Genomic DNA, 24,884 nt, shown 5'->3' on the forward strand with positions numbered 1-24,884 from the left:
TGCCATGACGGCTCCGGCAATGCTGGCCGGACATGGCGTTTTCTAGAACGCTCATCTCCTTGAACAGTCGGATGTTCTGAAACGTGCGGGCGAGCCCGAGCGCGGTGATGCGATGCGGCGGCAAACCGGTAATTGGCCGGCCGCCCAGGCTGATCGAACCGTCCTTCGGCTTGTAGAAGCCGGTCAGGCAATTGAAGAGCGACGTCTTGCCGGCGCCATTCGGCCCGATGAGACTGTTGATGGCACCTTTCTCAACCGAGAACGAAATGTCGTGAAGGACCTTCAGTCCCCCAAAACTGAGGCGCAGATCGCGGACTTCGAGCAACGCCATGGTCAAACCCGCTTGTCCGGCCAGAGCCCGTTCGGCCTGAACAGCATGATTGCCAGCAACGCAACCGCAGTCACCAGGGGACGATAAGTGCCCGCCCCGCGCAGCACCTCCGGAAGCAGGGCCACGAGAACGGCACCCAGGACGACGCCAGGAATGCGGCCCATGCCACCAAGGACGACGCCAAGCAGGATGAGAAGCGATTGATTGAAGGTGAAACTCTCCGGCGAGATGGCCGTCATCTTGGCGGCGTAGAGGCACCCGGCCACGGAAGCTATCACCGCGCCCATCATATATGCCTGCAGCTTGGCCGTGACACGGTTGATGCCGATGCCGGCAGCGGCGTCCTCATCATAGCGAACGTAGAACCAGGCTCGTCCCATTCGTGACCGCTCGACGCTCAGGCAGACGAAGGCGGTGAGCAGCGCCAGCACCAGGAACGCATAATAGAAGTGCTGCACCTGCATCAGCTTGAAGCCGAAGATCCCCGGCCGCTCGATACCGATGAGGCCACTCGCGCCACCGGTGATGTCGAGGTTGCGGGCGATGATGCGCACGATCTCGCCGAAGCCCAGCGTCACGATCGCCAGATAGTCGCTGCGCAGCCTCAAGGTCGGAGCACCGATGATGATACCTGCTACGCAGGCTGCCGCCATGGCGATCGGGATGGTGAGCCAGAAATTGAAGCCGAATTCTGCGGTCAGGATGCCTGATGTGTAGGCGCCAACCGCAAAGAAGGCGGCGTAGCCGAGATCGAGCAGGCCCGCATAGCCAACGACTATGTTGAGGCCGAGGCACAGCACGACATAGAGCAGCGCCGTGGTCGCCACCTCCGTCACGTAGGCGTTGGCGAACTGCGGCAACACCAGCGCGACGGCGAGTGCCGCCAGGCCGGGCAGCACGACGGACCAGCGCATCAATTGCGGTTGCCCGGCGGCCGGCATGCTTCTCACTTCGTCGATCATCATACCCGCTCCACGACAGAGCGGCCAAGAAGGCCGGTCGGCTTGAACACAAGGAACAGGATCAGGGTGCCGAAAACGAAGACGTCACGCCACTCCGATCCGACGAAGGGCAAGGAAGAACCGAAAGCCTCGAGCAGGCCGAGCAGTAAGCCGCCCAGCATGGCACCCGGCACGCTGCCGATCCCGCCTATGACAGCGGCGGTGAAGGCCTTGAGCCCCATGATGAAGCCCATGAAGAAATGGACACTGCCATAGTACGCGCCGGCCATGACCCCGCCGCCGGCGGCGAGCGCCGAACCCATGAAGAAGGTCAGTGCGATCACCCGGTCGACATCGATGCCCATCAGGCGGCTCGCCCCCATGTCGATGGACACGGCGCGCATCGCCTTGCCGTACATGGTGCGTGAGACAAAGGCCTGCATCCCGGTCATAAGAGCGATGGAGGCGGCCACCAGCACCATCTGCGTGTAGGTGATATGAACGGTGGAAATGTCGACACCGGCAAAACCGAGATCCGTGTTGAAGGCGTAATGACGCCCGCCTGTCAGGGCGAGTGCCGTGCCGTTCAACACCATTGAGGCGCCGAGCGCCGTGATGAGGATGGAGAGGCGCGGCGCATTGCGCATCGGCCGATAGGCGAAGCGTTCGATGACGACGCCGAGCAAGCCGACGACCAGCATCGACACAAGCAGGGCGCAGACCACGCCCAGCCAGCCATTGCCGACCCAGATGCCAACGAAGGAAAACACAATGAGGCCGACGAAGGCGCCGTTCATGTAGATGTCGCCATGGGCGAAATTCAGGAGCTTGATGACGCCGAAGACCATGCTGTAGCCGAGCGCGATCAGGGCATAGAACGAGCCGACGATAAGACCGTTCACCAGTTGCTGAATAAGCAGGTCGAGCGTCATTGATGCTCCTGGGGCAGAATTGAAAAAGTCTTGTCTGGGCGCAGCGTTGGCGCGCCAGACAATCGGCGATGACGCCGAGGCCGCCACAAGGGCCGCCCCGGCATCAATCCGGTTAGCCTTTATTCGACAGCCACCCACTTGCCGCCTTTGGCGATCACCGGGCGGAAGTTCGAGGTCTGGAGGGTGTTCTTGTCGGTGAACTTGATTTCGCCGGCAAGGCCTTTGAAGTCGCTCGCCTTGAGGGCCTCGATGATCGCCTTTTGATCCGCCGACTTGGCCCGCGTGATGGCATCGGCGATTAGGTCGCCCACATCATACGAAAGAGCTGCATAGGCACCGGCGTCACGACCATAGGTTTCCTTGTACTTGGCTTTGAAGTCGGCGGCGCCGGACAAGAGGTCGACGGTCGGCGGAGACAACAGATACACGCCCTCACCGGCCGACCCGGCGATTTCCAGATACTCCGGCGAATTGTTGCCGTCGCCCAGCACGATGCCGCCCTGGAAACCGGCCTGCCGAAGCTGCTTGGTGAGCAGTGCGCCGCCGGCATGGTAGGCGGTCCAGAAGACGGCGTCGGCGCCGCTTGATTTGATCTTGGTGACGACCGCCGAATAGTCCTGCTCGCCGGCCGTGGTGGTCTCCTTGGCGGCAATTTCGCCGCCTGCGCCCTTGAAGGCTTCGGCGGTCAGCTTGGCCAGGTCGGATGAATAGGCATCGCCTTCGTCGACGACCGCGATCTTCTTGTAGCCGTTCTTCTTGAAGAGCTCCACCGCTGTAGTCGCCTGCATGTCGCCGGTCGAATTGGCGAGGAAGGCATTACCCTGATTGGCGGCGACCAGCTTGGTCGAGTTCGCTCCGATGATGACGAACGGAATGCCGGCGTCGCCGTAGATCTTCAATGTCGGCAAGACGGCACCCGAACAGTAGCCGCCAACGATGGCGGTCACGCCTTCCGAGACAAGCTTGCTGCCTGCGGTCACCGCCTGCTGCGGATCGCAGGCGTCGTCAGCGGTCGTGGTGATGATCTTGTCGCCGTTGACGCCACCTTTGGCGTTGACGGCGTCGATCGCCATCTTCACGGCGTTCTCCATATCCTGCCCTTCACTGGCCAGTTGGCCAGTCATGGGAGCCACGATGCCGATCTTTATATCGGCAGCCGCGGCCATCGTGGTCATAGCCAGCCCGGCAAGGGCGGTCGCACAAGCCAGCCTCTTGGCAAGCCTCTTGAAGGAAACAACCATTAATTCTCTCCATTTCCCCTGTTGGCGCATCCAGGCGGCGTGCCCGAAATGCATTGTTTCGCCCCTCGGTTAGTTGCGGAGCGGTTTTGTTGAGCAAGATCGCCAGCCTGCCATGCGATTTCTCACCGGCAGGCTCCTGATCCGCCGATCAGTGACTGCCGCTGGAAGCACGGGCATAGGCTCCCTGATAGCGGTTCTCCTGGATGCTCTGCATGATCTCGGCCTCGCGGGCTTCCTGCGCCCGGACGGCGGCCAGCAAGGCCGCGGCACCGTCCATTGGAAATGCCACGACGCCATCTTCGTCGCCGACGACGATGTCGCCTGGACCGACGACCATGCCGCCTATGCAGACCGGAACATTTATGGCTCCCGGACCATCCTTGTAAGGTCCGAGATGGATGGCCGACCGCGCGAAGCATGGGAACGGATTGCGGCCGATGGCACCTGCATCGCGAATGGCGCCGTCGATGACGATGCCCGCGGCGCCGCGCGAAGCCGCGACACTTGTCATGATCTCGCCGACCAGCGCGCGCCCCTCATAGCCACCGCCGTCGACGACAATGACGTCGCCTGGCTGCAACAGATCGAGCGCACGATGGATGAACTGGTTGTCCCCGGGACGAGTCCTGACCGTCAGCGCTCTCCCCGCCATGACGCCACTCACCCGATGAAACGGCCGCAACCCGACAGCGCCGGGAACGCGAGCGAGATTGTCGCTGATCAACGGCGTCGCAAGAGCGCGGAACGCGTCGATCAGTTCGCTTTCCTGTGATCCATCCGCCATCGCCTGCACTCCTCCTCGTCGGCACTTATTATGAATATAGTATCCAATCATACTTAATTCGGTCGAGTCAACCGACCTTGCGATTGTCGGCAGAAAAAAGCCAAATCGACTTATAAATGGCGTAAGTCTGGTCAGAATGCCCCAACCGCTCCTGCCATTCGGACTTGCAATGGCGTCAAAGTTCAAGATAGATTGGATAACATATCCATAGATGTCATGATTGTGAAAAGGGATTCAGTTGTGAAGCACGCAGGAAAAGTCGTGATCGTCACCGGGGCGGCACAAGGCCTGGGCCTTGCCTGCGCTGAGCGCTTTCATGCCGATGGCGCCAAGGTGGTGCTTGTCGACGTGCAGGCCGATCGCGGACGCGAGCATGCCGAACGTCTTGGCGAGCGTGCCGCCTGGCTATCGGCGGATCTCTCCGAATGCACCCAGGAGATGGCAGCCGATGTTGTTGCCAAGGCCACGGAGCGATTCGGCGGTGTCGACGTCCTCATCAACAATGCCGGCATCATCCATCTGGACGATTTCGTTGACTTCCCCGAGGAAGCCTTCGACCTGGTTCAGCGCGTCAATCTCAAGGCGCCCTTCCTTCTCGGGCAGGCCGCGGCAAGGGCCATGATCGCGCAGGGACGCGGCGGCTCGATCATCAACATGTCGTCGATCAACGCCATCCTGGCCATTCCCAATTCCGTCGCCTATGCCGTGTCCAAGGGTGGCATCAAGCAGTTGACGGCGGTGATGGCCGTCGGATTGATTCCGCATAACATTCGCGTCAACGCCATCGGCCCCGGCACCATCCTGACCGACATGGTCAAGAGCTCGGTCATGGCCAGCGAAGCGCAGCGCCAGACCATACTGTCGCGCACGCCGAGCGGCCGCTGTGGCGAACCTTCGGAGATCGCCAGCGTCGCATCCTTCCTGGCCAGCGACGACGCCTCCTACATTGTCGGCCAGACCATCTATCCGGATGGCGGCCGCCTGATCCTGAATTATACGATGCCGGTGAAGGACTGACCGCCAATGGTTGTCGGTACGCCCCACATCAGTCTTGCGGGATCGGCCGCGCTGCTGCTCGACGGGGCGCAGGGGGCTTTCGATGATGCCACCCAGGAGCTGGTCTGGGCGGTAGCGAATGCTGCGCTGAGCCTCGAAGGGGTGCGCGAGACCGTTCCCGGCATGAACAACCTGCTGGTGGTGTTTGACCCGCTCGCCACGGACGCCCACAGTGTCGGCGATCAGTTGATGTCGCTCTGGACCAGCACCGATGCCCATGCGGTGACCGGCACGCATCATACTATTCCTGTCAGCTATGGCGGCTCGCGCGGCGAGGACCTCGCCGGCTGGGCCGCGCATTGCGGCCTGTCTGTCGACGAGACCGTCAGGCGCCACGCGGCAGCCGCCTACACCGTCGCCGCCATCGGCGCCATGCCGGGCTTTCCCTATCTGTCCGGTCTCGACCCACGGCTTGCCTGGGCAAGGCGCAGCACGCCTCGCCTGAAGGTGACTGAGGGCGCCGTCATGATCGGCGGTGCGCAGGCGGGCGTCATGCCGATGACTGCGCCGTCCGGATGGCACATGATCGGCCATACCGACGTGAAGCTGTTCAACGCCGAAGCGGAATTGCCCGTGCTGCTCTGGCCGGGAGACACGATCCGATTCACGATCGCGGGGATTGAGGCATGATCGAGATCCTCACCACCGGTCTGCCGAACACAATCCAGGATCTCGGCCGGCCTGGCCATCTTGCGCTGGGGGTCAGCCATGGCGGCGCCATGGACAGGCAAGCGCTTGCAATCGCCAATCTCATGCTGGGCAATGATCCCTCGGCTGCCGGGATCGAGGTCGCGCTTCATCCGTTCCGGCTGCGCACGCATGTCGACACCGCGGTCGCTGTCACCGGCGCGGATTGCGCCGTCAGCGTCGGTAATCGGCCCTGCCCGCCCTGGTGGGCCATGGCGATCCGCGCCGGTGAGACGCTTGTCCTCGAAGCACCGCGCACCGGTGCGCGTTCCTATATCGCCGTTGCCGGGGGGCTCGATCTACCCCTCGTCATGGGGTCGCGCGCGACGGATGCGAAGGGTGGCTTCGGCGGGCTCGGCGGGCGCGGCCTGTCGCGCGGTGACCGGCTTGCGCTCAACCCGGCGCAATGCCGGCTTCCCGCAGGCGGCATCGGCGCAGCGCTGGAAGAGCGACGCGGCGCGGTGGACGGCTTTGCCTCGGCATTCGAGTTGCGAGTTCTGCCGGCCGCCGAGTTCGACGCCTTCACCCCTGAGTCCCAGGCAGCCTTCACCGGAAGCGAATGGAGCATCACCAACGACGCCAACCGGATGGGATATCGCCTTTCCGGAGAGACGCTCTCGCTCGTGTCACCGATGGAATTGCTGTCGCACGGCATCGTACCCGGCACTGTCCAGGTGCCACCGTCCGGCCAGCCAATCATCCAACTTGCCGATGCCAACACTTGCGGCGGCTATCCGAAGATCGCTACGGTGATCGAAGCCGACCTGTGGCGGCTCGCACAAGCGCCTGTCGGCGCGCGTCTGCGTTTCTCAGCGGTCTCGATCGAAGCGTCGACGGAAGCGCTTCGCACGAACTGGCAGCGACGCCGCGACTTTATCGCCGCCCGGAACCTCATGGTCGGCGAGCAGAGGGCTCCATGAAAATTCGTCCCTTCACCATCGAGATTGCCCAGTCCGAAATCGACGATTTGAGGAAGCGCATCTCGAACTGGCGCGAGCCGGATCAGTTGCAGGCAATAGGCTGGGCGCAAGGAACGGAGCACGAGGAACTGCGGCGGCTTATGCAGCACTGGTGCACCGGCTTCGACTGGCGCAAGCAGGAAGCCGCCTGGAACATCCATCCGCACTACCAGACGGATATTGGCGGCCAAACCATCCATTTCATCCATGCACGCGCCGCTGTTGCGACCGGCAGAACGGTCATACTCACCCATGGCTGGCCAGGCAGCGTCTTCGAATTTCATGAGCTGATCCCGCTTCTGACCGACCCGCTTTCGCATGGCGGAAGACAGGAGGATGCCTTCAACGTCGTGGTTCCGTCGATTCCCGGCTATGGTTTTTCGAGCCGGCCGACTAGGCCTGGTCTCAACCTGTTTGCCGTTGCCGACCTTTGGGCTGAATTGATGAGCCGTCTCGGCTACAAGCGATATCTCGCGCAAGGTGGCGATCTGGGCGCCAGCGTGTCGATCTGTCTGGCGCACGCACATCCAGACGGTCTCGCCGGCGTGCATCTGAATTTCATCCCTGGCTCATTCTCACCGCCTCACGATGCAAGCCCGGATGGTGACTTGACGCCGGAAGAACGCGCCTTCCTGGAACGGAAAGCCGGATGGGCGGATATTCATGGCGCCTATGCTCATATTCAAGCGACGCGCCCGCAAACGCTTGCCTACGGGCTGACGGATTCACCGGTCGGACTGGCAGCCTGGATGATCGAAAAGTTCCGCGACTGGAGTGATTGCGGTGGCGATCTGGGCAATGCTGCTTTTTCGCGCGACGACATGCTCGCCAACATCTCGCTTTACTGGTTCACCCGGACGGTCGCTTCGTCGATGCGCCTCTATTGGGAAACGCGCGCCCGCCCGCTTGCATTCGCGTCGGGCACCGCGATCCACGTTCCACTTGCGGTGGCGTTGTTTCCAAAAGAGATGCCGATGCCGCCGAGGAGCTGGGTCGGGCGCGTCTTCAAGGACATCCGCCAGTGGACAGCGATGCCGCGCGGTGGTCATTTCGCGGCCCTCGAGCAGCCCGCTTTGCTTGCACAGGATTTAAGAGCCTTTGCCGGTGGTCTGGATTTTTAAAGCCAGCGTTTGCACGCAGCCAAACCCGAAGGCCAGAAATGACCAACACCACGATCACCATCGATGCCCTGCATGAGCGCGTCGATGCAATTTTCCGCAAGGCTGGACTGAACCCCATCCAGGCCAGCGCCATCACAAGGGTCATCGTTGCGGCGGAACGCGATGCTTGCAAGTCACATGGTGTCTACCGCATTGAAGGCGCCCTGCGGACGATCAGGGCGGGTAAGGTAAACCCGAACGCGGAGCCCGAATTGTTGCCGCAAGATGCTCCCGCCATCATCAAAGTGGATGCGAAGGGCGGCTTCGCCAACCCGGCCTTCGAACTGGGTCTGCCGGTGCTGGTCGAGCGGGCACGTTCGTGCGGCATTGCCGCGCTTGCGATCAACGATGCCGTCCATTTTTCCGCCCTTTGGGTGGAAGTCGAAGCCTTGTCGCAGGCAGGCCTTGCCGGCCTGGCCATGTGTCCGAGCTACGCCACGGTCGCCCCGACCGGCGGCAACGGACCGTTGCTGGGTACCAATCCTTTTGCCTTTGGCTGGCCGCGCGAAGAACAGCCGCCCTATGTTTTCGACTTCGCGACCTCGGTTGCCGCGCGAGGTGAGATCGAGCTCCACCGCCGGGCAGGCAAGTCGCTGCCGGAAGGCTGGGCCATGGATTCGGACGGCAGGCCAACGACCGACCCCGAAGCTGCCCTGTCGGGCGCTATGCTTCCCTTCGGCGGGCACAAGGGTTCCGCCATCGCGACGATGATCGAGTTGCTCGCCGGGATCATGATCGGCGATCTGACCAGCCCCGAGGCGCTCCATCTGCTCGGCACCACGACGCTTTATCCGTCCCACGGAGAATTGATCATCGCTTTCTCGCCACAAGCTTTTTCCTCGAGCCGCCCCGGCAATCCGTTGGACCGTGCCGATGCCCTGTTCGAGGCGATCCTTGGCCAGGGTGCACGGCTGCCCTCACAGCGGCGGTTCATTGCCCGAGCAGCATCGGAGAGTGGCGGCATCAGCCTCTCAGCCCAGGAGATCGAACAGCTCGACCGTTTTCTCGAGAGAGGACTCGGCGGCGTATGAAGTGAAGCTATGATCATAAAGGGGAATGGAGAAAAATGCGCTGGTCAAGAACGTTCACGGTCGTCGGCTGCCATGCCGAGGGCGAAGTCGGCAACGTGATCACCGGCGGCATCATGGACGTGCCCGGCAAGACCATGTTCGAAAAGAAGGAGTATCTGCAAGAGCATATGGATGACATACGCGGGCTCGTTCTCTTCGAGCCGCGCGGCGCGCCCTACGTCAACGCCAACATCATCCTGCCGCCTTGCGATCGCTCGGCCGACCTCGGCTATGTGATCCTCGAAAGCACTGAATACCCGCCCATGTCGGGCTCCAACACCATCTGCGTCGCCACCGTGGCGCTGGAGACGGGCATGGTGCCTATGAAGGAACCCGAGACGCGGCTGCGCATGGAGGCACCCGCAGGCATGATCGAGGTGCGCTGCCTCTGCGAGAATGGCAAGGTGAAGCAGGTGGAGTTCACCAATGTGCCGGCTTTCGCAGTCCACCTCGACACGCCAGTCGAAGTCGAGGGACTTGGCACGATCACCGTCGACACCTCCTATGGCGGCATGACTTTCGCCCATGTCAATGCGCGCGCACTAGGGTTCGCTGTCAAACCCGACGAGGCACACCAGATGTCGCTGATCGGCCAACGCATCAAGAAAGCCGTCAACGAGCAGCTCGTTGTCGTGCATCCGGAGAACCCGAAGATCCGCGATGTGTCCAACGTGATTTTCGAAGGTCCCATCGAGCGCGTCGACGGGCGCGTGGAAAGCATCAACGGCACGGTATGCCTGCATGGCAGGCTCGACCGCTCGCCGACAGGCACCGGCACCACCGGGCGACTGGCGGTGATGTCGGCAAAGGGCCAGATCGCCAAAGGCGAGCTGTTCCGCAACAGGTCGATCATCGGGACCCATTTCGATTCCCGCGTGATCGCCAATGCGCACGTCGGCGACCGCGACGCGGTCGTGGTCACCATCGCTGGACAGGCCTGGATCACCAGTATTGGCCAATATGGCCTCGACCCGACAGACCCTTATCCACGCGGCCATCGCCTCAGCGACGTCTGGTTCTGAAACGGACGCGGCCGTGCCCTCGGCGCGGCCGCGTAACCCGTTCGGCCGCGCTCAGGCCGCGAACGCTCTGACCCTGACGCCGCTCGCCTCCAGTCGTTTCCTGACGCACGCGGCGATGGCGACGGCCGCTGGCGTGTCACTGTGGACACAGATTGAATCGATCGGCGTCTGCAGCATCTGGCCGGAAAGCGTCTCGATCGCGCCTTGCTTGACCATCCGCACGACCCGTTCAGCAGCCTTCTCGGCATCGTGGATGACGGCGCCCTCCAGCTTGCGCGATACAAGAAACCCTTCCTCCGTATAGGCGCGGTCGGCGAAGATTTCGGACCTGACCGCCAGGCCAGCGTCACGCGCGATCCTGTCCTGGAAGCCGAGCGCAATGGCCAGGCAGATCAGGCCGGGATCGACGGCCTTGACCGCGCGCGTCACCGCTTCGGCGACGCCACGATCGGTCTGGGTAAGATTGCCCAGCGCGCCATGCGCTTTGACGTAGCGGATCGGGTGGCCGGCATAGGCGGAGAGCGCCTGTGCCGCGCCGATCTGGTAGGCGACCAGCCTTTCGATCTCATCCATGGAATGCGGGATTACGCGGCGTCCGAACCCCCACAGATCGGCGAAGCTCGGATGCGCGCCAACGGCGACGCCCTTGTCGCGCGCCATCGAGAACGTGGCCGCCATGATCTCGGGGTCACCGGCATGAAAGCCGCAGGCCACATTGGCGGAGCTGACGATGTCGAGGATAGCCGCATCGTCGCCGAGCCTGTAGGCTCCAAAACCCTCCCCCATGTCGGAATTGATATCGACCTGCAATCCTTCGGCCGGCACGGCGCTTTCCTCAGTGGTTCGAACCATAGCCTTTGCCTTCACACCAGTTCGTAGAGCGGCGTGCCGTAACCGACGACCGCTCCGTCCTTGATCAGTGCCGCGCCGAGCACGCCGTCTGCCGGCGCGAGCACGGCCTTCAGGCATGGGCCGACCTGCAGCACGCCGACCGTCTCGCCCTTGCGGACCGTCTGGCCAGGTCCGGCAACAGGGTGGCCGGTCGTTGGATGATCAATACGGAGCACGCCGACTCCGGGCGCACGCACGCCCTTGAAGACCGTTTCGGGCACCGGCGCTTCGGCCGCAGCCGCAGGTGTTTCGCCAACAACGGCCTGCATATGCAGCCGCAGCGAAAAGCCGGCCTCCGACACTTCGATCTCGCCTATGCCGGCGCTTGCGCACCAGGCGGTCAGCCTTTCGATCTCCTCAATCGTCATCGCAGCCTCGTCCCTGGAGCAGACCGCCTTCAATGAGATGTTCGAGATGATGGATGTCGAAGCCTCCGGCGGCGAAGCCGGGCTCCTCCATCAGGATACCGTGCAGCGGCGCATTGGTGGCGATGCCGACTGCCTCCATCTCGCCCAGCGCCCCGCGCATGCGCCGGATAGCCTCGGCCCGCGTCGCGCCATGCGCCAGGAGCTTCGCCACCAGCGAATCGTAGTGCGGCGGCACGGTGTAGCCGGAGTAGAGATGCGATTCGACGCGGATACCGGGACCGCCGGGCGGCGTCCAGCGCTCGACCCGGCCCGGATGCGGCCGAAAGCTGTAGGGATCTTCAGCGTTGATGCGGCATTCCACGGCGTGGCCCTGAATGCGGATGTCTTCCTGGCTGAACGACAGCGGCTCGCCCCGGGCGATGCGGATCTGTTCGCGCACGATATCGATACCGGTGACGAGCTCGGTGACGGGATGCTCCACCTGCACGCGGGTGTTCATCTCGATGAAAGAGAAGCGCCCGTCCTCGTAGAGGAATTCGAACGTGCCAGCGCCTGTATAGCCGATGGTCAGGCATGCGCGGGCACAGAGGTCGCCGATTTCGCCAATCGCCTCGCGGGCGATGCCGGGCGCCGGCGCCTCCTCGATGATCTTCTGGTGGCGGCGCTGCATGGAGCAATCCCGCTCGCCGAGCCAGACAGCCCTACCGTGCTTGTCCGCCAGAATCTGGATCTCGATATGGCGCGGCTGCTCGAGGAATTTTTCCAGATAGACTTGCGGGTTACCGAAGGCCCGGTCCGCCTCTTTCACCGCCATGGAAACGGCTTCCATCAGAGCCTGCTCATCGCGAGCGATACGCATGCCGCGCCCGCCCCCGCCACCCGCTGCCTTGACGATGACCGGATAGCCGATTGCCTCTGCAATGGCGCGCACCTCTTGCTCATCCTGCGGCAGCGCGCCCTCCGAGCCCGCAACGCAGGGAACGCCGGCGGCTATCATGGTGCGCTTGGCGGAGACCTTGTCTCCCATGGTACGGATCGCCGTCGCGGATGGCCCGACGAAGATGAGGCCGGCGTTTTCGACAGCCTCGGCGAAGGCGGCGTTCTCCGAAAGGAAACCATAGCCAGGATGGATCGCGCCCGCGCCGGTGAGTTGCGCGGCCGCGATGATCTCGGCGATGTTGAGATAGCTCTCCGTCGCGGCAGCCGGTCCGATGCAGATCGCCTTGTCCGCCAGTGCGACATGGCGAAGGCTTGCATCGGCCTCCGAGTGCGCCGCCACCGTTTTCAATCCGAGATCGCGGCAGGCGCGCAGGATGCGCAGCGCGATTTCACCGCGGTTGGCGATCAGGACGGTATCGAACATCGCCCTCAGCCCTCATCTTCCAGCACGAACAGCACGTCGCCGGACTGCACCGCTGCATGGTCGTCGAACGCGATCTGGACGATCCGCCCAGCGCGATCGGATTCCACGACATTGAACGTCTTCATGGCTTCGAGGACACCGATTTTCTGCCCCTCCGCGACCACATCGCCAACGGCAACCAGCGGCGGTTCGCCTTCGGTGCCGGAGCGGTAGAACACGCCCGTCAGCGGCGCGCGGATCGAATGGCGTGCGATGGGCAGAGATGTCGACGTCTGATCTGGGGAACGGACCGTTACGTCAGGCCCAGGCTGCACCTGCGACGCGGATTGCGCCGACGCCGTAGGCCTGGACATGCGGACGCGAACGCCGTCGCGCTCGATCTCCAGTTCGGCAATGGGCGAACGCGAGACAAATTCGATCAGCTTCTGGACGAGCTCGAGATCCATCGCCGGCCCTACCGCAGCGCTTCGACAGCCTCGGCGATGCGTCCGATCGCTTTTTCGATCAGGTCCATCGACGTGGCTATGGAAATGCGGAAATGCGGCGACAGGCCGTAGGCAGAGCCCTGCACCACCGCGACTCGCGCCTGATCGAGTAGGTAGAGCGAGAAGTCGTCGTCGCTGCCGATGGGAGTGCCGTCGGGGCGGCGACGGCCGATCAGGCCCGAGCAGTTGGGATAGAGATAGAAGGCGCCCTCGGGCGTCTGGCAGGTGAGGCCGGGAATCTTGCGCAGCAGTTCCAGAGCGCGGTCGCGCCGAGCCTGGAATTCGAGCGCCCGAGGGCGAAGAAAGTCCTGGGGACCTTCCAGAGCGGCAATGGTCGCGGCCTGCGAGATGGATGACGGGTTCGACGTGCTTTGGCTCTGCACGGTCGCCATGGCGCGGATCAGCGCTTCCGGCCCGCCGGCATAGCCGATCCGCCAGCCGGTCATGGCATAGGCCTTCGATACCCCGTTCACTGTGAGCGTACGGTCCTTCAGCCGCGGCTCGACGCCGGCGATGGTATGGAAGGTACGTCCATCGAACAGGATATGCTCGTAGATGTCATCGGTCAGCACGTGGACGTGGCGCTGGTCGAGCAGTACTTCGGCGAGGCCAGCGAGTTCGTCGCGGCTGTAGACGGCGCCTGTCGGGTTGGATGGCGTGTTGAGCAGAAGCCACTTGGTGCGCCCGGTGATCGCGGCTCGCAGGGCTTGCGGCGTCAATTTGAAGCCCTGCGCCTCCGTGCAGGGAACGACCACGGGCTTACCTTCGCCGAGCAGGACGATATCGGTGTAGGAAACCCAATAGGGCGCTGGGACAACCACCTCGTCACCCGGGGCCAGCGTTGCCAGCAGGGCGTTGTAGATGATCTGCTTGGCGCCCCCCGCGACGCTTATTTGCGAAGGCTTGTAGTCGAGGCTGTTCTCGCGCCTGAATTTTTCGGCCACCGCCTTCTTCAGCGCGGTGGTGCCGTCGACCGCCGTATAGCGCGTCTCCCCCCTGAGCATCGCCTCGTAGGCCGCCTCGACGATGTGCGGAGGCGTGGGAAAATCCGGCTCGCCGGCGCTCAGGCTGATAACGTCGATGCCGGCCGAGCGCATTTCGATTGCCCGCGCGGTGACCGCCATGCTCGGACTTGGCTTGATGACGTCGAGACGGGGAGCGATGAGGCCCACGGAACAATCCTCGGCATGTAAGATATTTGCTACAGATTGGATAATGTATTCTGACTTTCGCGTCAAACCCCTTTTTCTGCGTCGAAGACCGGGGTATGTCTCATCCTGGAGGTGGGTCGATAGAGGAAAGTATCCAATCCTTGGTCGCCACGGATGATATTCGAAATAGGGAACACGATTGGAATGGGCACAAACTATGATGTGGTGATCGTTGGCGGAGGCGTTGTCGGCAGCTCGATCGCCTACTTCCTGTCAACCAACCCGGATTTCGACGGCAGGATCGCGGTGATCGAGCGGGACCCCTACTACACGGCCTCCTCGTCTTCCTTGTCGACCAGCGCCATCCGCCAGCAGTTCGGCACGGCGCCCAACATCGCGATGTCGAAGTTCAGCATCGACTTCCTGCGCCAGGTGAAGACGCGGCTAGCAATTGGCGACGAGTTGGCCGACATCGGCCTGCATGAGCCCGGTTATCTGGTGCTGGCGACGCCCGAGCGGGCCGACGCGCAGCGTGCCAAGAACCGCGTTCAGCGCAGCATGGGCGTCGACGCCGAACTGATCGAGCAGGTCGATCTGGCGCAACGCTTCCCGTGGCTCAACACGGACGATCTCGCGCTTGGCTCGCTTGGCCTTGGCAGCGAAGGCTGGTTCGACGGTCCTGGCCTGATGCAAGCATTCCGTCGCAAGGCGCGCACACAGGGCGTGGACTATCTTGCCGCGACAGTGACCGGACTGACCATGGCATCTTCCGGCAAGGTGGGTGAAGTGCTGCTGGACAATGGCGACCGGCTTGCCGCCGGCACGGTGATCAACGCGGCCGGGCCATGGAGCGCGGGCATTGCCAGGATGGCCGGCGCCGAACTGCCGGTCGTCCCGAGCAAGCGCTGCGTCTTCGTCTTCGAAACGCCGGCAAGGATCGAAAACTGCCCCTTCATCTTCGACACAAGCGGCCTCTGGCTGCGGCCGGAAGGTCAGCTCTTCCTGTGCGGTGTTCCGCCGGTGCGCGAGAACGAGCCGGACGATTTTGGACTGGATGTGGACTACGACCTGTTCGACGAGTTGATCTGGCCGGCGCTGGCCCATCGTGTGCCCGGCTTCGAGCAATTGCGCATGCTGCGCGCCTGGGCGGGACTCTACGAGTACAACACCTTCGACCACAGCGGCATCATCGGCCGGCATCCTGAGGTCTCGAACTTCATCCTGGCCACCGGCTTCAGCGGCCACGGCATGATGCATGCGGCGGCGACCGGGTCGGGCGTCAGCGACCTCATTGCCTACGGCGAGTACCGCTCCATCGACCTTTCGGCCTTCCGCTACGAACGGATCGCCAGCAATAAGCCTATCGAGGAACATGTCTACTGAAGCGAAACGGGCGACATGGCATCGCAGTGACAACGGTGCTATGCGTCCACTTCTTCAATCAAAACGGCGCCAGTCGACAAACAAGGCGGCCGCCCTAGGCTGATTCATGCTCGTACAGAAGAAAACCATCTCGACCCAGGTCGCCGATGCCATCAGGCAGAAGATCCTGATCGGCGAATACGAGGCCAACTTCCAGCTGCGGCAGGAACATCTGGCCACCGAGTTCGGCGTCAGCCGAATTCCGGTGCGAGAGGCGCTGCATCAGCTTCATTCGGAAGGCTTCGTCACGCTGGTTTCCCACAAGGGCGCCGTCGTCACCTCCATTTCCCTGGACGAGATCCTCGAGCTCTACGAATTGCGGGCCCGGATCGAAACATGGCTATTGGCCCTGGCCATTCCAAGGATGACGGAGGCCGACCTCGCGCTGGCCCGCGAGCGCGCAAAACAGCATCAGGAGCAGGGCAAGACCGGCGAGTACTCGAACCAGCTCAACTGGAATTTCCACGCCGCGCTCTACCAGCCGTCCGGCCGCAAGGCGACGATCGAACTGGTGGGGCGCATCTACCAGCAGCTGGAACGCTACACACGCATGATGGTGACGCTAACCGAGATCCAGGCCCAGTCCGACCGCGACCACTGGCAACTCATCGACCTGTGCGAAGCCAAGGATACGCTGCGCGCCGTCGGCCTGTTGGAAATGCATATCATCACCAGCGGCAAATTCCTGGTCGACCGGCTTCAGGAATTGCGGGGAAGCTGACGGCCCCGTCGTTCCTGGGCCTCATCGACCTCCCCAATCCTTTGCGTTGGTGGAATCATTTGCCAGGCAGATTGGTCGCCCGCGTCAGCAGGATCACGCCTGCCTTTTCGGCTGTGTCGTAGTAGGTGAAGCCGGTGCGGTTTTCCCGGCGCCCGCGCATCAGCACGGAAAGCCCGTCGGTTTTCGCCTTGGCTTCGGCTGCATCCGCATCGCGGACCTCAAAGCCGATATGGAATACGCCTTCACCCTTGGTATCGAGATGGATGCGCTGCAGTGAGGGATCATGGCTCGGCTGGCAGAGTTGCAGCTGGACGTTCGGCAGGTTGCAGATCCGGTATTGCATGGCATGGAAACCCTTCGGACTTGGGACCTCGAGTTCTTCGTACTCCGCCAGCGGCGGATAGGATTCCCATGGCCCAATGCCGATGGAGTCGTAATAGGCCTGGGCCTTGTCGATATCGTGCACGACGATGCAGAGATGATGCAGCTTATCGAAGTTACCCATATTCTCTCACTCCTTGATCGGGACCGTATAGTTGAGAACGCGGCGCCCCCCGTCGGGGTAGATCGTCTCGCCGGTGATGTAGGAAGCGTCGTCGCTGGCCAGGAACGCCACGACCGAGGCGATCTCGGCTGCCGTGCCGAGGCGGCCGAGCGGTGTGCGCGAAAGAACCGCCCGTCGCATTTCTTCCGAATCGATGAATGTCCCGTCCATGACCATGTCCGTGGCGATGGTGCCCGGGCCGACACCGACCACGCGGATGCCGTGGGGAGCGAAGGCAACAGCCGCGGTACTGGTGACCTGGTTCATGCCGCCCTTGGAGATCGCGTAGGTGGCGACGCGTGGATTGGCGAGGCCTGAATTGATCGACGACATGTTGATGATGACACCGCCTCCACCCTGCGCGATCATCTGGCGGGCTGCGGCCTGGGTGCCCAAGAACGCGCCCTTCAGATTGACGGCGAGAACCCTGTCGTAGTCCGCCTCTGTGATGTCGAGAAAGTCCTGGACCGGAGCGATGCCGGCATTGTTGACCATGATGTCCACACGGCCGAACTTCGCCACCGCCGCCGCAACCAGCCCATCGACCTGCTCCTTCTTGCTGACATCCGTAACGACCGCCAGGACGCTGTCGGGGGTGCCGATTTTCACGGCACATTTTCTCAGTTCCGTCGCATCGATGTCGCCAAGCACGAGCTTCGCGCCCTCGGCCAGAAACCGTTCCGCGCAAGCGCGTCCGATGCCGCGCGCCGCGCCTGTGACAACAGCCACCTTTCCTGCCTGTCTCATGTCCAATCCCTCGATCATTATAAGTCGACCCCCGTCTCAGTGAGCGGTGTGCCGAGCTTGGCCACGGATAAGGATAATTCTCCCACCGAAGCCTACCCTATCGGATCACGAAGGGATTGGCGGTCTTGCCCGCCGTATCTATCCACACCGTCTTGGTCTGCAGATAGGCATTGATGGCCTCCTGCCCGCTCTCGCGACCGATACCGCTCCTCTTGTAGCCGCCGAAGGGCGCCATATAGGAGACGGCGCGGTATGAATTGATCCAGACCATTCCCGCTTCCATCACGGCCGCGCCGCGCAGCGCCCGGCCCATGTCGCTGGTCCATATCCCGGCCGCCAGCCCATAGGGGCTGTCATTGGCAATGGCGAAGGCCTCGTCCTCGTCGTCAAAGGGGATGACGGACAGGATCGGCCCGAACACCTCCTCACGCGCGATCCGCATGGTGTTGTTCACGCCGGTGAAGATGGTCGGCTCGACGAACCAGCCCTCGGCCAGTTCACTGGACGCAGGCTTGCCGCCACCGAGCACGCATAGTGCGCCCTCGCGGCGTGCTATGCCGAGATAGGACAGCACCTTCTCGCGCTGGGCTTGCGTGGTGATCGGCCCCACCTGCGTCTCGGCCAGAGCGGGATTGCCCAATCGAGCACTGGCCGCCAGCGTTATGACGCCCTCCACGAACCGGTCATGGATCTTGCGATGCACCAGCAGGCGCGAACCCGCGATGCAGGTCTGGCCGCCGGCAGCGAAAATGCCTGAGATCGCGCCGTTGACCGCGCTCTCGATATCGGCGTCGTCAAAGACGATGTTGGCCGATTTGCCGCCAAGCTCCAGCGTGACGGTCTTGAGCTGGTCGGCAGCCGCTCGATAGACTGCGATCCCGCCGGGCTCACCGCCGGTGAAGGCTATCTTGGCGACGTCGGGGTGGGCAACGAGCGGCACGCCGACATCGAGCGGCATGCCGGTAACGGTGTTGACCACGCCTGGCGGGAACCCAGCGTGCGCAAACAGTTTCACGAACTCCAGCGTCGAGGCCGATGCGTGTTCGGACGGTTTGATGACGACGGTGTTGCCGGCCGCCAGCAGCGGCGCTAGCTTCCAGGTCAGAAGCAAAAGCGGCGAATTCCAGGGCACGATGGCTGCAATGACACCCAGCGGCTCGTGGCGGGTGAAGGCGAACATGCCAGCCTTGTCGATCGGCAGCACCGCCCCTTCGATCTTGTCGGCAAGACCGCCGAAATAGCGGAACCATTCCGGGATATAGCGCAGCTGCGCCGTCATTTCGGTGAGCAGCTTGCCATTGTCGCGCGTCTCGATGGCGGCAATGCGCTCCGCGTTGTCGGCGATCAGGTCGGCCATCCGCACGAGCAGCTTGCCACGCGCAGTGGCGGTGATGCCGGCCCATTCCTTCGACCGGAATGCCGCCTTGGCGGACGCCACGGCAGCGTCCACCTGGGCTGCTCCCCCACGCGGGATCAGCGCCCAGGGCCTGCCGGTGAACGGATCATGGCTCTCGAATGTATCGGCTGTCGATTGCAGCCGACCGCCGACCGTGTTCTGGAAACTGACCAGCGCCATATCGGTCCTCAACAAGTGGCAAAGCCCAGATGAGCGCGAAAGCGGTTCTTAACCTCGACCGCGTCGCGCGGTGGCAGCGAGCGCGGCAGGTTCTCGGCGGTGATTTTCAGCACGAAAAGGCGTGGACCTTCGGCCGGGCGACGCAGCTCTTCACACAGCGTGTCGACCTCCTCCAGCGAGCGCAACTCGGCGGTTTTCGAAAACCCGCAAGCGGCCGCGACCTTGTCGAAACCGATGCCGCGACCGGTATGGCTCGACTGCATGCCCGTCTCGCCGAAATGCTGGTTGTCGAGCACGATCAGGTCGAGATTGCTGGGCCGCGCCACCGAAATCGTCGCCAGCGAGCCGAACGCCATGAGCTGTTCCCCATCACCAGTAATCACCATGACCCGCTTGTCGGGCTGGGCCTGGGCAAGCCCGAGACCGATCAGTGCAGCACCCCCCATGGCGCCCCAGAGATAGTAGTTGTCGTTGCGGTCACCGGCGGCGTGCACGTCGTAGGTCGGCGAGCCGAGACCGGTCACGACCAATGCGCCGTCGCGGGCGTCAAGGAGTTTCTTCACCGCAACCCGGCGGTCCATTGTCGGTAAATTCATCTCATTCACCACTTCTTCTTGCCGAGCAGGCGCTGCCCGATCAGCACCGCGATCTGTTGATCGGCGTCAAAAGCCATCAGGGCTGCCTGAGCCACCGTCTCCACGAGGTCTGGACCAGTCTCGGCGCGCAGCACCTTGAGGCCGATCGATTTCAGCGAGGCTTCCGTCGCCTGCCCCATCGGCACCTGCCAGGGGTTGAACTCGGCCCATTCGCCTCTCATCGTCACCAGAACGAGCAAGGGGAAGCGTGCCTGCACGGGAAGCGACAGCATGTTTATACAGTTGCCGACCCCTGACGATTGCATGAGCACGACGCTCCGCTTGCCGCCGAGCCAGGAGCCGGCGGCGACGGCGATGCCCTCTTCTTCCGTCGTCAGCACGTTGGCGACGACCTCGGGATCCGCGCTGAAGCGTCGGATCAGGGTCGTATGTCCAGCATCGGGCACATAAGACATGTGGCTGATGCCGGCAGCCTTGAGCACATCATAGACCTGATCTGGCCACTGCTTTTCAGACGCCGCCGGAGCGGCCCCAGGCGTTGCTGTTTCCGGATGTTTTGCTTCTACGCTCGCCGTCACGTTGGAACTCCGAGATTTGGATTGGCATCAGGTTATCTCGGCTATCCGATCTAATCGTCGTCTCTTTCTTGTGATCAGATATAATGATATTCGATAGCTTATGGAGTTATCGCAACTGCGTACGCTGATCCACGTCGCCGAACTCGGGAGCCTGAGCAAGGCTGCCGATCGGCTACACATCGCGCAGCCTGCCCTCAGCCGGCAGGTGCGCATGCTGGAGGAGGAACTGGGCTTTGCCCTGTTCGTGCGCCACGGCCGCGGCATGGTGCTGTCTGAGCAGGGCAAGCAGGTGCTGACGCACGCCATGCGCGTGATGGCAGAGATCGATGAGATCCGTGCCACGGCCACGCCAGCCGACGCGCCGCTCACCGGTGAAGTGGCCATCGGTCTGCCACCCACCGTCGCGGACATTATTTCGCTGCCGCTGGCTGCCGCCTTCGCCAAGAACCATCCCAAGGCGAAGCTGAGGCTTGTCAGCGCCTACACCGGCTATTTGCTCGACTGGATGCACCGAGGCGAGGTGGACGTCGCCGTGCTGTACGACCCGCGCATGGCGCGTTCGTTGCGCTCGCGCCCGTTGCTTCTGGAAAATCTCTTCCTGATTGGGCCGCCTGATGCGGGGTTTTCAACCGTGCGCGCGGTATCGTTCGCCTCGCTTGCCGGCAAGCGCCTGCTGCTGCCCAGCATCAAGCACGGTCTGCGCATCATCGTAGAACGCTGTGCCACGGATGCCGGCATCACGCTCGATGTCGGCATCGAGGCGGATTCCTACGCCGCGCTGAAGGACCTAGTGCGCAACGGCCATGGCTGGACGATCCTGCCGCTCGCTCCTATCCATGCCGATGTAACCGCGGGGCTGCTCACCGCCGCGCCGCTGATCGATCCCGTGCCGGTGCGCCGCCTGATCCTTGCATATCCGGCAGACCGACCTGCCTCTCGGCTGGCGCGGTTTGCCGGACAAGCAATAGAGGACATCGCCAAGGACCTCGTAGGGCGGGCGATCTGGGTTGGCCAACTCCTCGGCCCCTCGCTGTAAGCATTCGAATTCCGTTATGTCTGCTCACGCCAGCTTTGCGTTGCTGACAGGACGCGGCGGCGCGATAGTGAGGCCCGCAGCACGACGAAAGCCGGACAAACCCCATGGAATACTATCAGGACATTCGCGATGCCGTCGCCCGGCTGTGTGCGCGCTTTCCCGGAGAATACTGGCGCGCGCTCGACAGGGACATGGCCTATCCCCGCGAGTTCGTCGAAGCATTGACGGAGGCTGGTTGGCTTTCGATCCTGATCCCGGAGGCGTATGGCGGCTCGGGCCTGCCGCTTTCGGCCGCCGCCGCCGTGCTGGAGGAAATCCAGCGCGCCGGCTGCAATGGCGGCGCCTGCCATGCCCAGATGTACACGATGGGCACGCTTGTTCGCCACGGCTCTGAAGCCCAAAAGCAACGATACCTGCCGAAGGTCGCCGCGGGAGAATTGCGTCTGCAGGCCTTCGGCGTCACCGAACCGACCAGCGGCACCGACACCGGCGCTCTCAAGACCACTGCTCGCCTCGACGGCTATCATTTCGTAGTCAAGGGCCAGAAGATCTGGACCAGCCGCGCCGAGCATTCGGATTTGATGCTGCTTCTGGCGCGGACCACGCCGCTCAAGGATGGCATGAAGAAGACCGACGGTCTCTCCGTCCTCATCGTCGACATGCGCGAAGCCGTTGGCAAGGGCCTCACCATCCGGCCGATCCGCACGATGATGAACCATGCCACCACCGAAGTCTTCTTCGACGACCTGCGCGTGCCGGCCGAAAACCTGATCGGCGAAGAGGGAAAGGGATTCCGCTACATCCTCTCGGGCATGAACGCCGAGCGCATCCTGATCGCAGCCGAATGCGTCGGCGATGCGAAATGGTTCATCGAAAAGTCGAGCGTCTACGCGAAGGAAAGGCATGTGTTTGGCCGAGCGATCGGCCAAAACCAAGGCGTCCAGTTCCCAATCGCAAGGGCCTACGCCAACATGCGCGCGGCCGAATTGATGGTGCGCGAGGCGCTGAACCTCTACGAGGCCGGCAAGAACCCCGGTGCCGAAGCGAACATGGCCAAGATGCTGGCGGCCGACGCCTCTAACGAAGCCGCCAATGTCTGCATCCAGACGCATGGCGGCTTCGGTTTCGCGGAAGAGTACGATGTCGAGCGCAAATTCCGCGAGACGCGTCTTTATCAGGTCGCGCCGATCTCGACCAACCTCATCCTGTCATACCTTTCCGAGCACGTGCTTGGACTGCCGCGTTCCTACTAGGAGTTGCCGCCGTGAACGTCCTCATCGTCTACGCCCACCCGGAAGCAAGATCCTTCAACGGCGCCATGAAGGATATGGCCGTGGAAACACTGACCCGCGCAGGTCACGATGTGGTCGTCAGCGACCTCTATGCGATGGGTTTCAATCCTGTCGCAGGGCCGGGCGACATATCAGGCGAGCGCAACGATCCGGACTTTTTCAGCCTGCCGCGCGAGCAGACCGCGGCGTACGAGGCCGACGCGCTTTCAGCCGACATCATCGCCGAGATCGAAAAGCTGAAACAAGCGGACTTCGTGCTGTTCCAGTTCCCGGTTTGGTGGTTCGGACTGCCCGCAATGCTCAAGGGCTGGGCCGACCGTGTGTTCGCGCGCGGTTTTGCGTATCTGCCGGGGCGCAAATACGACACCGGCATGTTCAAGGGAAAGCTCGCCATGGTGGCCGCCACCACGGGCACATCGGCCGACACCTATGCGCCCGATGGCATCGATGGCGACATCCTCACGGTGCTGTGGCCGATCCACAATGGCCTGCTTCGCTACTCAGGCTTCGACGTGTTGCCGCCCTTCGTCGCCTATATGCCGGGCCGTGTCGGCGACGATGGCCGCAAGGCCTATCTGGAAGCCTATAGCAAGCGGCTAGAGGACATGGACGGCACGCCGCGGCTTTTCTTCCACGCCGCCGAGGACTACGGCAAGAACGAGCGGCTAAAACCAGGCGTGCTGGCGCGCTCGGGGGTACAGCGCAATGTCTGACGGCACCCGCCCGCTGGAGGGTCTGTTCGTCGTTTCGATCGAGCAGGCGGTCGCCGCTCCGCTCTGCACGGTTCGCCTCGCCGATGCCGGGGCGCGCGTCGTGAAGATCGAGCGTCCGGAAGGCGAAACCGCGCGTCATTACGATTCCACCGTTGAAGGCATGTCGGCTTACTTCGTCTGGCTCAACCGCGGCAAGGAAAGCGCGGTTCTCGACCTGAAAGCCGAGGACGACCTCGCTCTCCTGCAGCGGATGGTGGCGCGCGCGGATGTTCTCGTGCAGAATCTCGCGCCGGGCGCCATCGACAGGCTCGGCCTCTCCGCCGATGTGATTGCGGAAAGGTTCCCCCGGCTGATTGCCATCAACATCGTCGGCTACGGACAGGACACGCCTTACGCCGCGATGCGCGCCTACGACATGCTGGTGCAGGCGGAAAGCGGCATCTGTGCCGTCACTGGCACGCCGGACACGCCGAGCAAGATCGGGGTTTCCGCCGCCGACATCGCCACCGGAATGAATGCGCATGCAACGATCCTCGAAGCCTTGTTGGCGCGCGAGAAGACCGGGCGCGGCCGCATTGTCGAAATCGCCATGTTCGACGCCATGGCAGACTGGATGACCGTGCCGCTGCTCCACTACGAATATGCGGGCCGCGAGACGCAGAGATATGGCTTGGCACACGCTTCGATCTACCCCTATCGACCTTATGCCTGTCGGGATGGCAGCGTGGTCGTGTCCATCCAGCAGAACAATGAATGGAAGCGCTTCTGCACCATCGTGCTGCAAAGGCAGGATTTGTTCGCCGACGAACGCTTCGCCACCAATGCCCGGCGGGTGGCCAACCGCACGGCGCTCGACGCCGAGATCGAACCGATCTTCGCGGCAATCGACTGCGAAGAGGCCATCGACCGTCTCAACGGTGCGCAGATCGCCTGGGGCCGGGTGAGCGCTATGCACGACCTGCCGCGCCACAAGGCATTGCGCCGGACAGAGGTGGCGCTGCCGGACGGCAGGCGCATCTCCGTGCCCATGCCGGCAGGGCGGTCGGAGGGATTCGCAACGGTCCCAAGCGTTCCCGCCCTTGGCGCCGACACGGACCGGATCCGGTCCGAATTCGCCGCCTGACGAGGGAGCCCATGACTCTGGACACGAGCACGCTGCAGGAATGGGTTGGACGCACCCACGAGGTCGAGGATGTTGTCACCCCGCGCCTGCTGGCC

At 63.0% G+C, this 24,884-nt stretch carries 27 protein-coding genes; 12 read left to right on the top strand and 15 right to left on the bottom strand.

What is annotated here, in order from left to right; translation table 11 throughout:
* The 5 genes from EN932_RS06805 to EN932_RS06825 all read right to left on the bottom strand — a co-directional run.
* On the bottom strand, positions 1 to 331 hold a 331-nt coding region (locus EN932_RS06805), incomplete at its 3' end, for an ATP-binding cassette domain-containing protein (RefSeq protein WP_128368769.1).
* A gap of 2 nt (positions 332 to 333) precedes the next feature.
* On the bottom strand, positions 334 to 1,293 hold the full coding sequence (locus tag EN932_RS06810) for a branched-chain amino acid ABC transporter permease (RefSeq protein ID WP_245483261.1): 960 nt from the start codon (positions 1,291 to 1,293) through the stop codon (positions 334 to 336).
* On the bottom strand, positions 1,293 to 2,204 hold the full coding sequence (locus tag EN932_RS06815; RefSeq protein ID WP_127368795.1) for a branched-chain amino acid ABC transporter permease: 912 nt from the start codon (positions 2,202 to 2,204) through the stop codon (positions 1,293 to 1,295). Before EN932_RS06815 ends, EN932_RS06810 begins: the two co-directional genes overlap by 1 nt.
* 119 nt (positions 2,205 to 2,323) lie before the next feature.
* On the bottom strand, positions 2,324 to 3,445 hold the full coding sequence (locus EN932_RS06820; RefSeq protein WP_245460946.1) for a branched-chain amino acid ABC transporter substrate-binding protein: 1,122 nt from the start codon (positions 3,443 to 3,445) through the stop codon (positions 2,324 to 2,326).
* A 148-nt stretch (positions 3,446 to 3,593) separates the two neighbouring features.
* Entirely contained in the window at positions 3,594 to 4,229 is a 636-nt protein-coding gene (locus tag EN932_RS06825; protein ID WP_013525175.1) for an RraA family protein, read from the bottom strand.
* Positions 4,230 to 4,469: 240 nt separating this feature from the next.
* On the opposite strand from EN932_RS06825, the gene EN932_RS06830 reads away from it, so the two are divergent.
* From EN932_RS06830 to EN932_RS06855, 6 genes are read left to right on the top strand one after another with little or no spacing between them, the layout of a single operon-like run.
* Positions 4,470 to 5,246, top strand: coding sequence for an SDR family oxidoreductase (locus tag EN932_RS06830; protein ID WP_041164662.1), 777 nt, complete (start codon positions 4,470 to 4,472; stop codon positions 5,244 to 5,246).
* Between the two features lie 6 nt (positions 5,247 to 5,252).
* Positions 5,253 to 5,915, top strand: coding sequence for a 5-oxoprolinase subunit PxpB (pxpB, locus tag EN932_RS06835; RefSeq protein WP_127368798.1), 663 nt, complete (start codon positions 5,253 to 5,255; stop codon positions 5,913 to 5,915).
* On the top strand, positions 5,912 to 6,892 hold the full coding sequence (locus EN932_RS06840; RefSeq protein ID WP_127368799.1) for a biotin-dependent carboxyltransferase family protein: 981 nt from the start codon (positions 5,912 to 5,914) through the stop codon (positions 6,890 to 6,892). The genes pxpB and EN932_RS06840 overlap by 4 nt, the downstream gene beginning before the upstream one ends.
* Positions 6,889 to 8,052 (top strand): epoxide hydrolase family protein, encoded by a 1,164-nt coding sequence (locus EN932_RS06845; protein ID WP_128368770.1) that lies wholly within the window; start codon positions 6,889 to 6,891, stop codon positions 8,050 to 8,052. Before EN932_RS06840 ends, EN932_RS06845 begins: the two co-directional genes overlap by 4 nt.
* A gap of 38 nt (positions 8,053 to 8,090) precedes the next feature.
* Positions 8,091 to 9,122, top strand: a complete 1,032-nt coding sequence (locus EN932_RS06850) for an Ldh family oxidoreductase (RefSeq protein ID WP_127384514.1) — start codon at positions 8,091 to 8,093, stop codon at positions 9,120 to 9,122.
* A gap of 35 nt (positions 9,123 to 9,157) precedes the next feature.
* Positions 9,158 to 10,183: a proline racemase family protein gene (locus tag EN932_RS06855; RefSeq protein ID WP_127368258.1), complete on the top strand. Its 1,026-nt coding sequence runs from the start codon at positions 9,158 to 9,160 to the stop codon at positions 10,181 to 10,183.
* 51 nt (positions 10,184 to 10,234) lie between these two features.
* On the opposite strand, the gene EN932_RS06860 is transcribed toward EN932_RS06855, so the two are convergent.
* From EN932_RS06860 to EN932_RS06880, 5 genes are read right to left on the bottom strand one after another with little or no spacing between them, the layout of a single operon-like run.
* Positions 10,235 to 11,035 carry a 5-oxoprolinase subunit PxpA gene (locus tag EN932_RS06860; RefSeq protein ID WP_164753414.1) on the bottom strand — a complete coding sequence of 267 codons (801 nt, stop codon included), beginning with the start codon at positions 11,033 to 11,035 and terminating at the stop codon, positions 10,235 to 10,237.
* 11 nt (positions 11,036 to 11,046) lie between these two features.
* The gene (locus EN932_RS06865; protein WP_127368257.1) at positions 11,047 to 11,442 is read right to left on the bottom strand and encodes a biotin attachment protein; all 396 of its coding nucleotides are present in this window, start codon (positions 11,440 to 11,442) and stop codon (positions 11,047 to 11,049) included.
* Complete coding sequence (gene accC, locus EN932_RS06870) at positions 11,432 to 12,805, bottom strand: acetyl-CoA carboxylase biotin carboxylase subunit (protein WP_127368256.1); 1,374 nt, start codon at positions 12,803 to 12,805, stop codon at positions 11,432 to 11,434. Before accC ends, EN932_RS06865 begins: the two co-directional genes overlap by 11 nt.
* A 5-nt stretch (positions 12,806 to 12,810) precedes the next feature.
* Positions 12,811 to 13,251, bottom strand: coding sequence for an acetyl-CoA carboxylase biotin carboxyl carrier protein subunit (locus EN932_RS06875; protein WP_127384515.1), 441 nt, complete (start codon positions 13,249 to 13,251; stop codon positions 12,811 to 12,813).
* An 8-nt stretch (positions 13,252 to 13,259) separates the two neighbouring features.
* Positions 13,260 to 14,462 (bottom strand): pyridoxal phosphate-dependent aminotransferase, encoded by a 1,203-nt coding sequence (locus tag EN932_RS06880; protein WP_127368254.1) that lies wholly within the window; start codon positions 14,460 to 14,462, stop codon positions 13,260 to 13,262.
* 183 nt (positions 14,463 to 14,645) lie between these two features.
* Here EN932_RS06880 and EN932_RS06885 point away from each other — a divergent pair, with 183 nt between their 5' ends.
* Entirely contained in the window at positions 14,646 to 15,824 is a 1,179-nt protein-coding gene (locus EN932_RS06885; protein ID WP_127368253.1) for an FAD-binding oxidoreductase, read from the top strand.
* A 106-nt stretch (positions 15,825 to 15,930) separates the two neighbouring features.
* The gene (locus EN932_RS06890; RefSeq protein WP_013525162.1) at positions 15,931 to 16,584 is read left to right on the top strand and encodes a GntR family transcriptional regulator; all 654 of its coding nucleotides are present in this window, start codon (positions 15,931 to 15,933) and stop codon (positions 16,582 to 16,584) included.
* Positions 16,585 to 16,639: 55 nt separating this feature from the next.
* Here EN932_RS06890 and EN932_RS06895 read toward each other — a convergent pair whose 3' ends face one another.
* The 5 genes from EN932_RS06895 to EN932_RS06915 all read right to left on the bottom strand — a co-directional run bounded on the left by EN932_RS06895 (position 16,640) and on the right by EN932_RS06915 (position 20,625).
* Positions 16,640 to 17,089: a VOC family protein gene (locus tag EN932_RS06895; protein ID WP_013893956.1), complete on the bottom strand. Its 450-nt coding sequence runs from the start codon at positions 17,087 to 17,089 to the stop codon at positions 16,640 to 16,642.
* A 6-nt stretch (positions 17,090 to 17,095) separates the two neighbouring features.
* Positions 17,096 to 17,875 carry an SDR family oxidoreductase gene (locus EN932_RS06900; protein WP_127368252.1) on the bottom strand — a complete coding sequence of 260 codons (780 nt, stop codon included), beginning with the start codon at positions 17,873 to 17,875 and terminating at the stop codon, positions 17,096 to 17,098.
* 97 nt (positions 17,876 to 17,972) lie between these two features.
* Positions 17,973 to 19,451, bottom strand: coding sequence for an aldehyde dehydrogenase (locus EN932_RS06905; RefSeq protein WP_127368251.1), 1,479 nt, complete (start codon positions 19,449 to 19,451; stop codon positions 17,973 to 17,975).
* An 8-nt stretch (positions 19,452 to 19,459) separates the two neighbouring features.
* A complete protein-coding gene (locus EN932_RS06910; protein WP_127368250.1) occupies positions 19,460 to 20,047 on the bottom strand; it encodes a thiamine pyrophosphate-dependent enzyme in 588 nt (195 codons plus the stop codon).
* A gap of 5 nt (positions 20,048 to 20,052) precedes the next feature.
* Positions 20,053 to 20,625 carry a thiamine pyrophosphate-binding protein gene (locus EN932_RS06915; protein ID WP_013893952.1) on the bottom strand — a complete coding sequence of 191 codons (573 nt, stop codon included), beginning with the start codon at positions 20,623 to 20,625 and terminating at the stop codon, positions 20,053 to 20,055.
* A 100-nt stretch (positions 20,626 to 20,725) separates the two neighbouring features.
* Here EN932_RS06915 and EN932_RS06920 point away from each other — a divergent pair, with 100 nt between their 5' ends.
* The 4 genes from EN932_RS06920 (at position 20,726) to EN932_RS06935 (ending at position 24,789) form a co-directional block, all read left to right on the top strand.
* Positions 20,726 to 21,661, top strand: a complete 936-nt coding sequence (locus EN932_RS06920) for a LysR substrate-binding domain-containing protein (RefSeq protein ID WP_013893951.1) — start codon at positions 20,726 to 20,728, stop codon at positions 21,659 to 21,661.
* Between the two features lie 104 nt (positions 21,662 to 21,765).
* Positions 21,766 to 22,914 carry an acyl-CoA dehydrogenase family protein gene (locus EN932_RS06925; protein WP_013893950.1) on the top strand — a complete coding sequence of 383 codons (1,149 nt, stop codon included), beginning with the start codon at positions 21,766 to 21,768 and terminating at the stop codon, positions 22,912 to 22,914.
* A gap of 11 nt (positions 22,915 to 22,925) precedes the next feature.
* Positions 22,926 to 23,666: an NAD(P)H-dependent oxidoreductase gene (locus EN932_RS06930; RefSeq protein ID WP_127368248.1), complete on the top strand. Its 741-nt coding sequence runs from the start codon at positions 22,926 to 22,928 to the stop codon at positions 23,664 to 23,666.
* Complete coding sequence (locus tag EN932_RS06935) at positions 23,659 to 24,789, top strand: CaiB/BaiF CoA-transferase family protein (protein ID WP_128368771.1); 1,131 nt, start codon at positions 23,659 to 23,661, stop codon at positions 24,787 to 24,789. The genes EN932_RS06930 and EN932_RS06935 overlap by 8 nt, the downstream gene beginning before the upstream one ends.
* Positions 24,790 to 24,884: the final 95 nt, after the last annotated feature.

The sequence above is a fragment of the Mesorhizobium sp. M7A.F.Ca.US.002.01.1.1 genome, from assembly GCF_004022955.1.
Lineage (GTDB): Bacteria > Pseudomonadota > Alphaproteobacteria > Rhizobiales > Rhizobiaceae > Mesorhizobium > Mesorhizobium ciceri.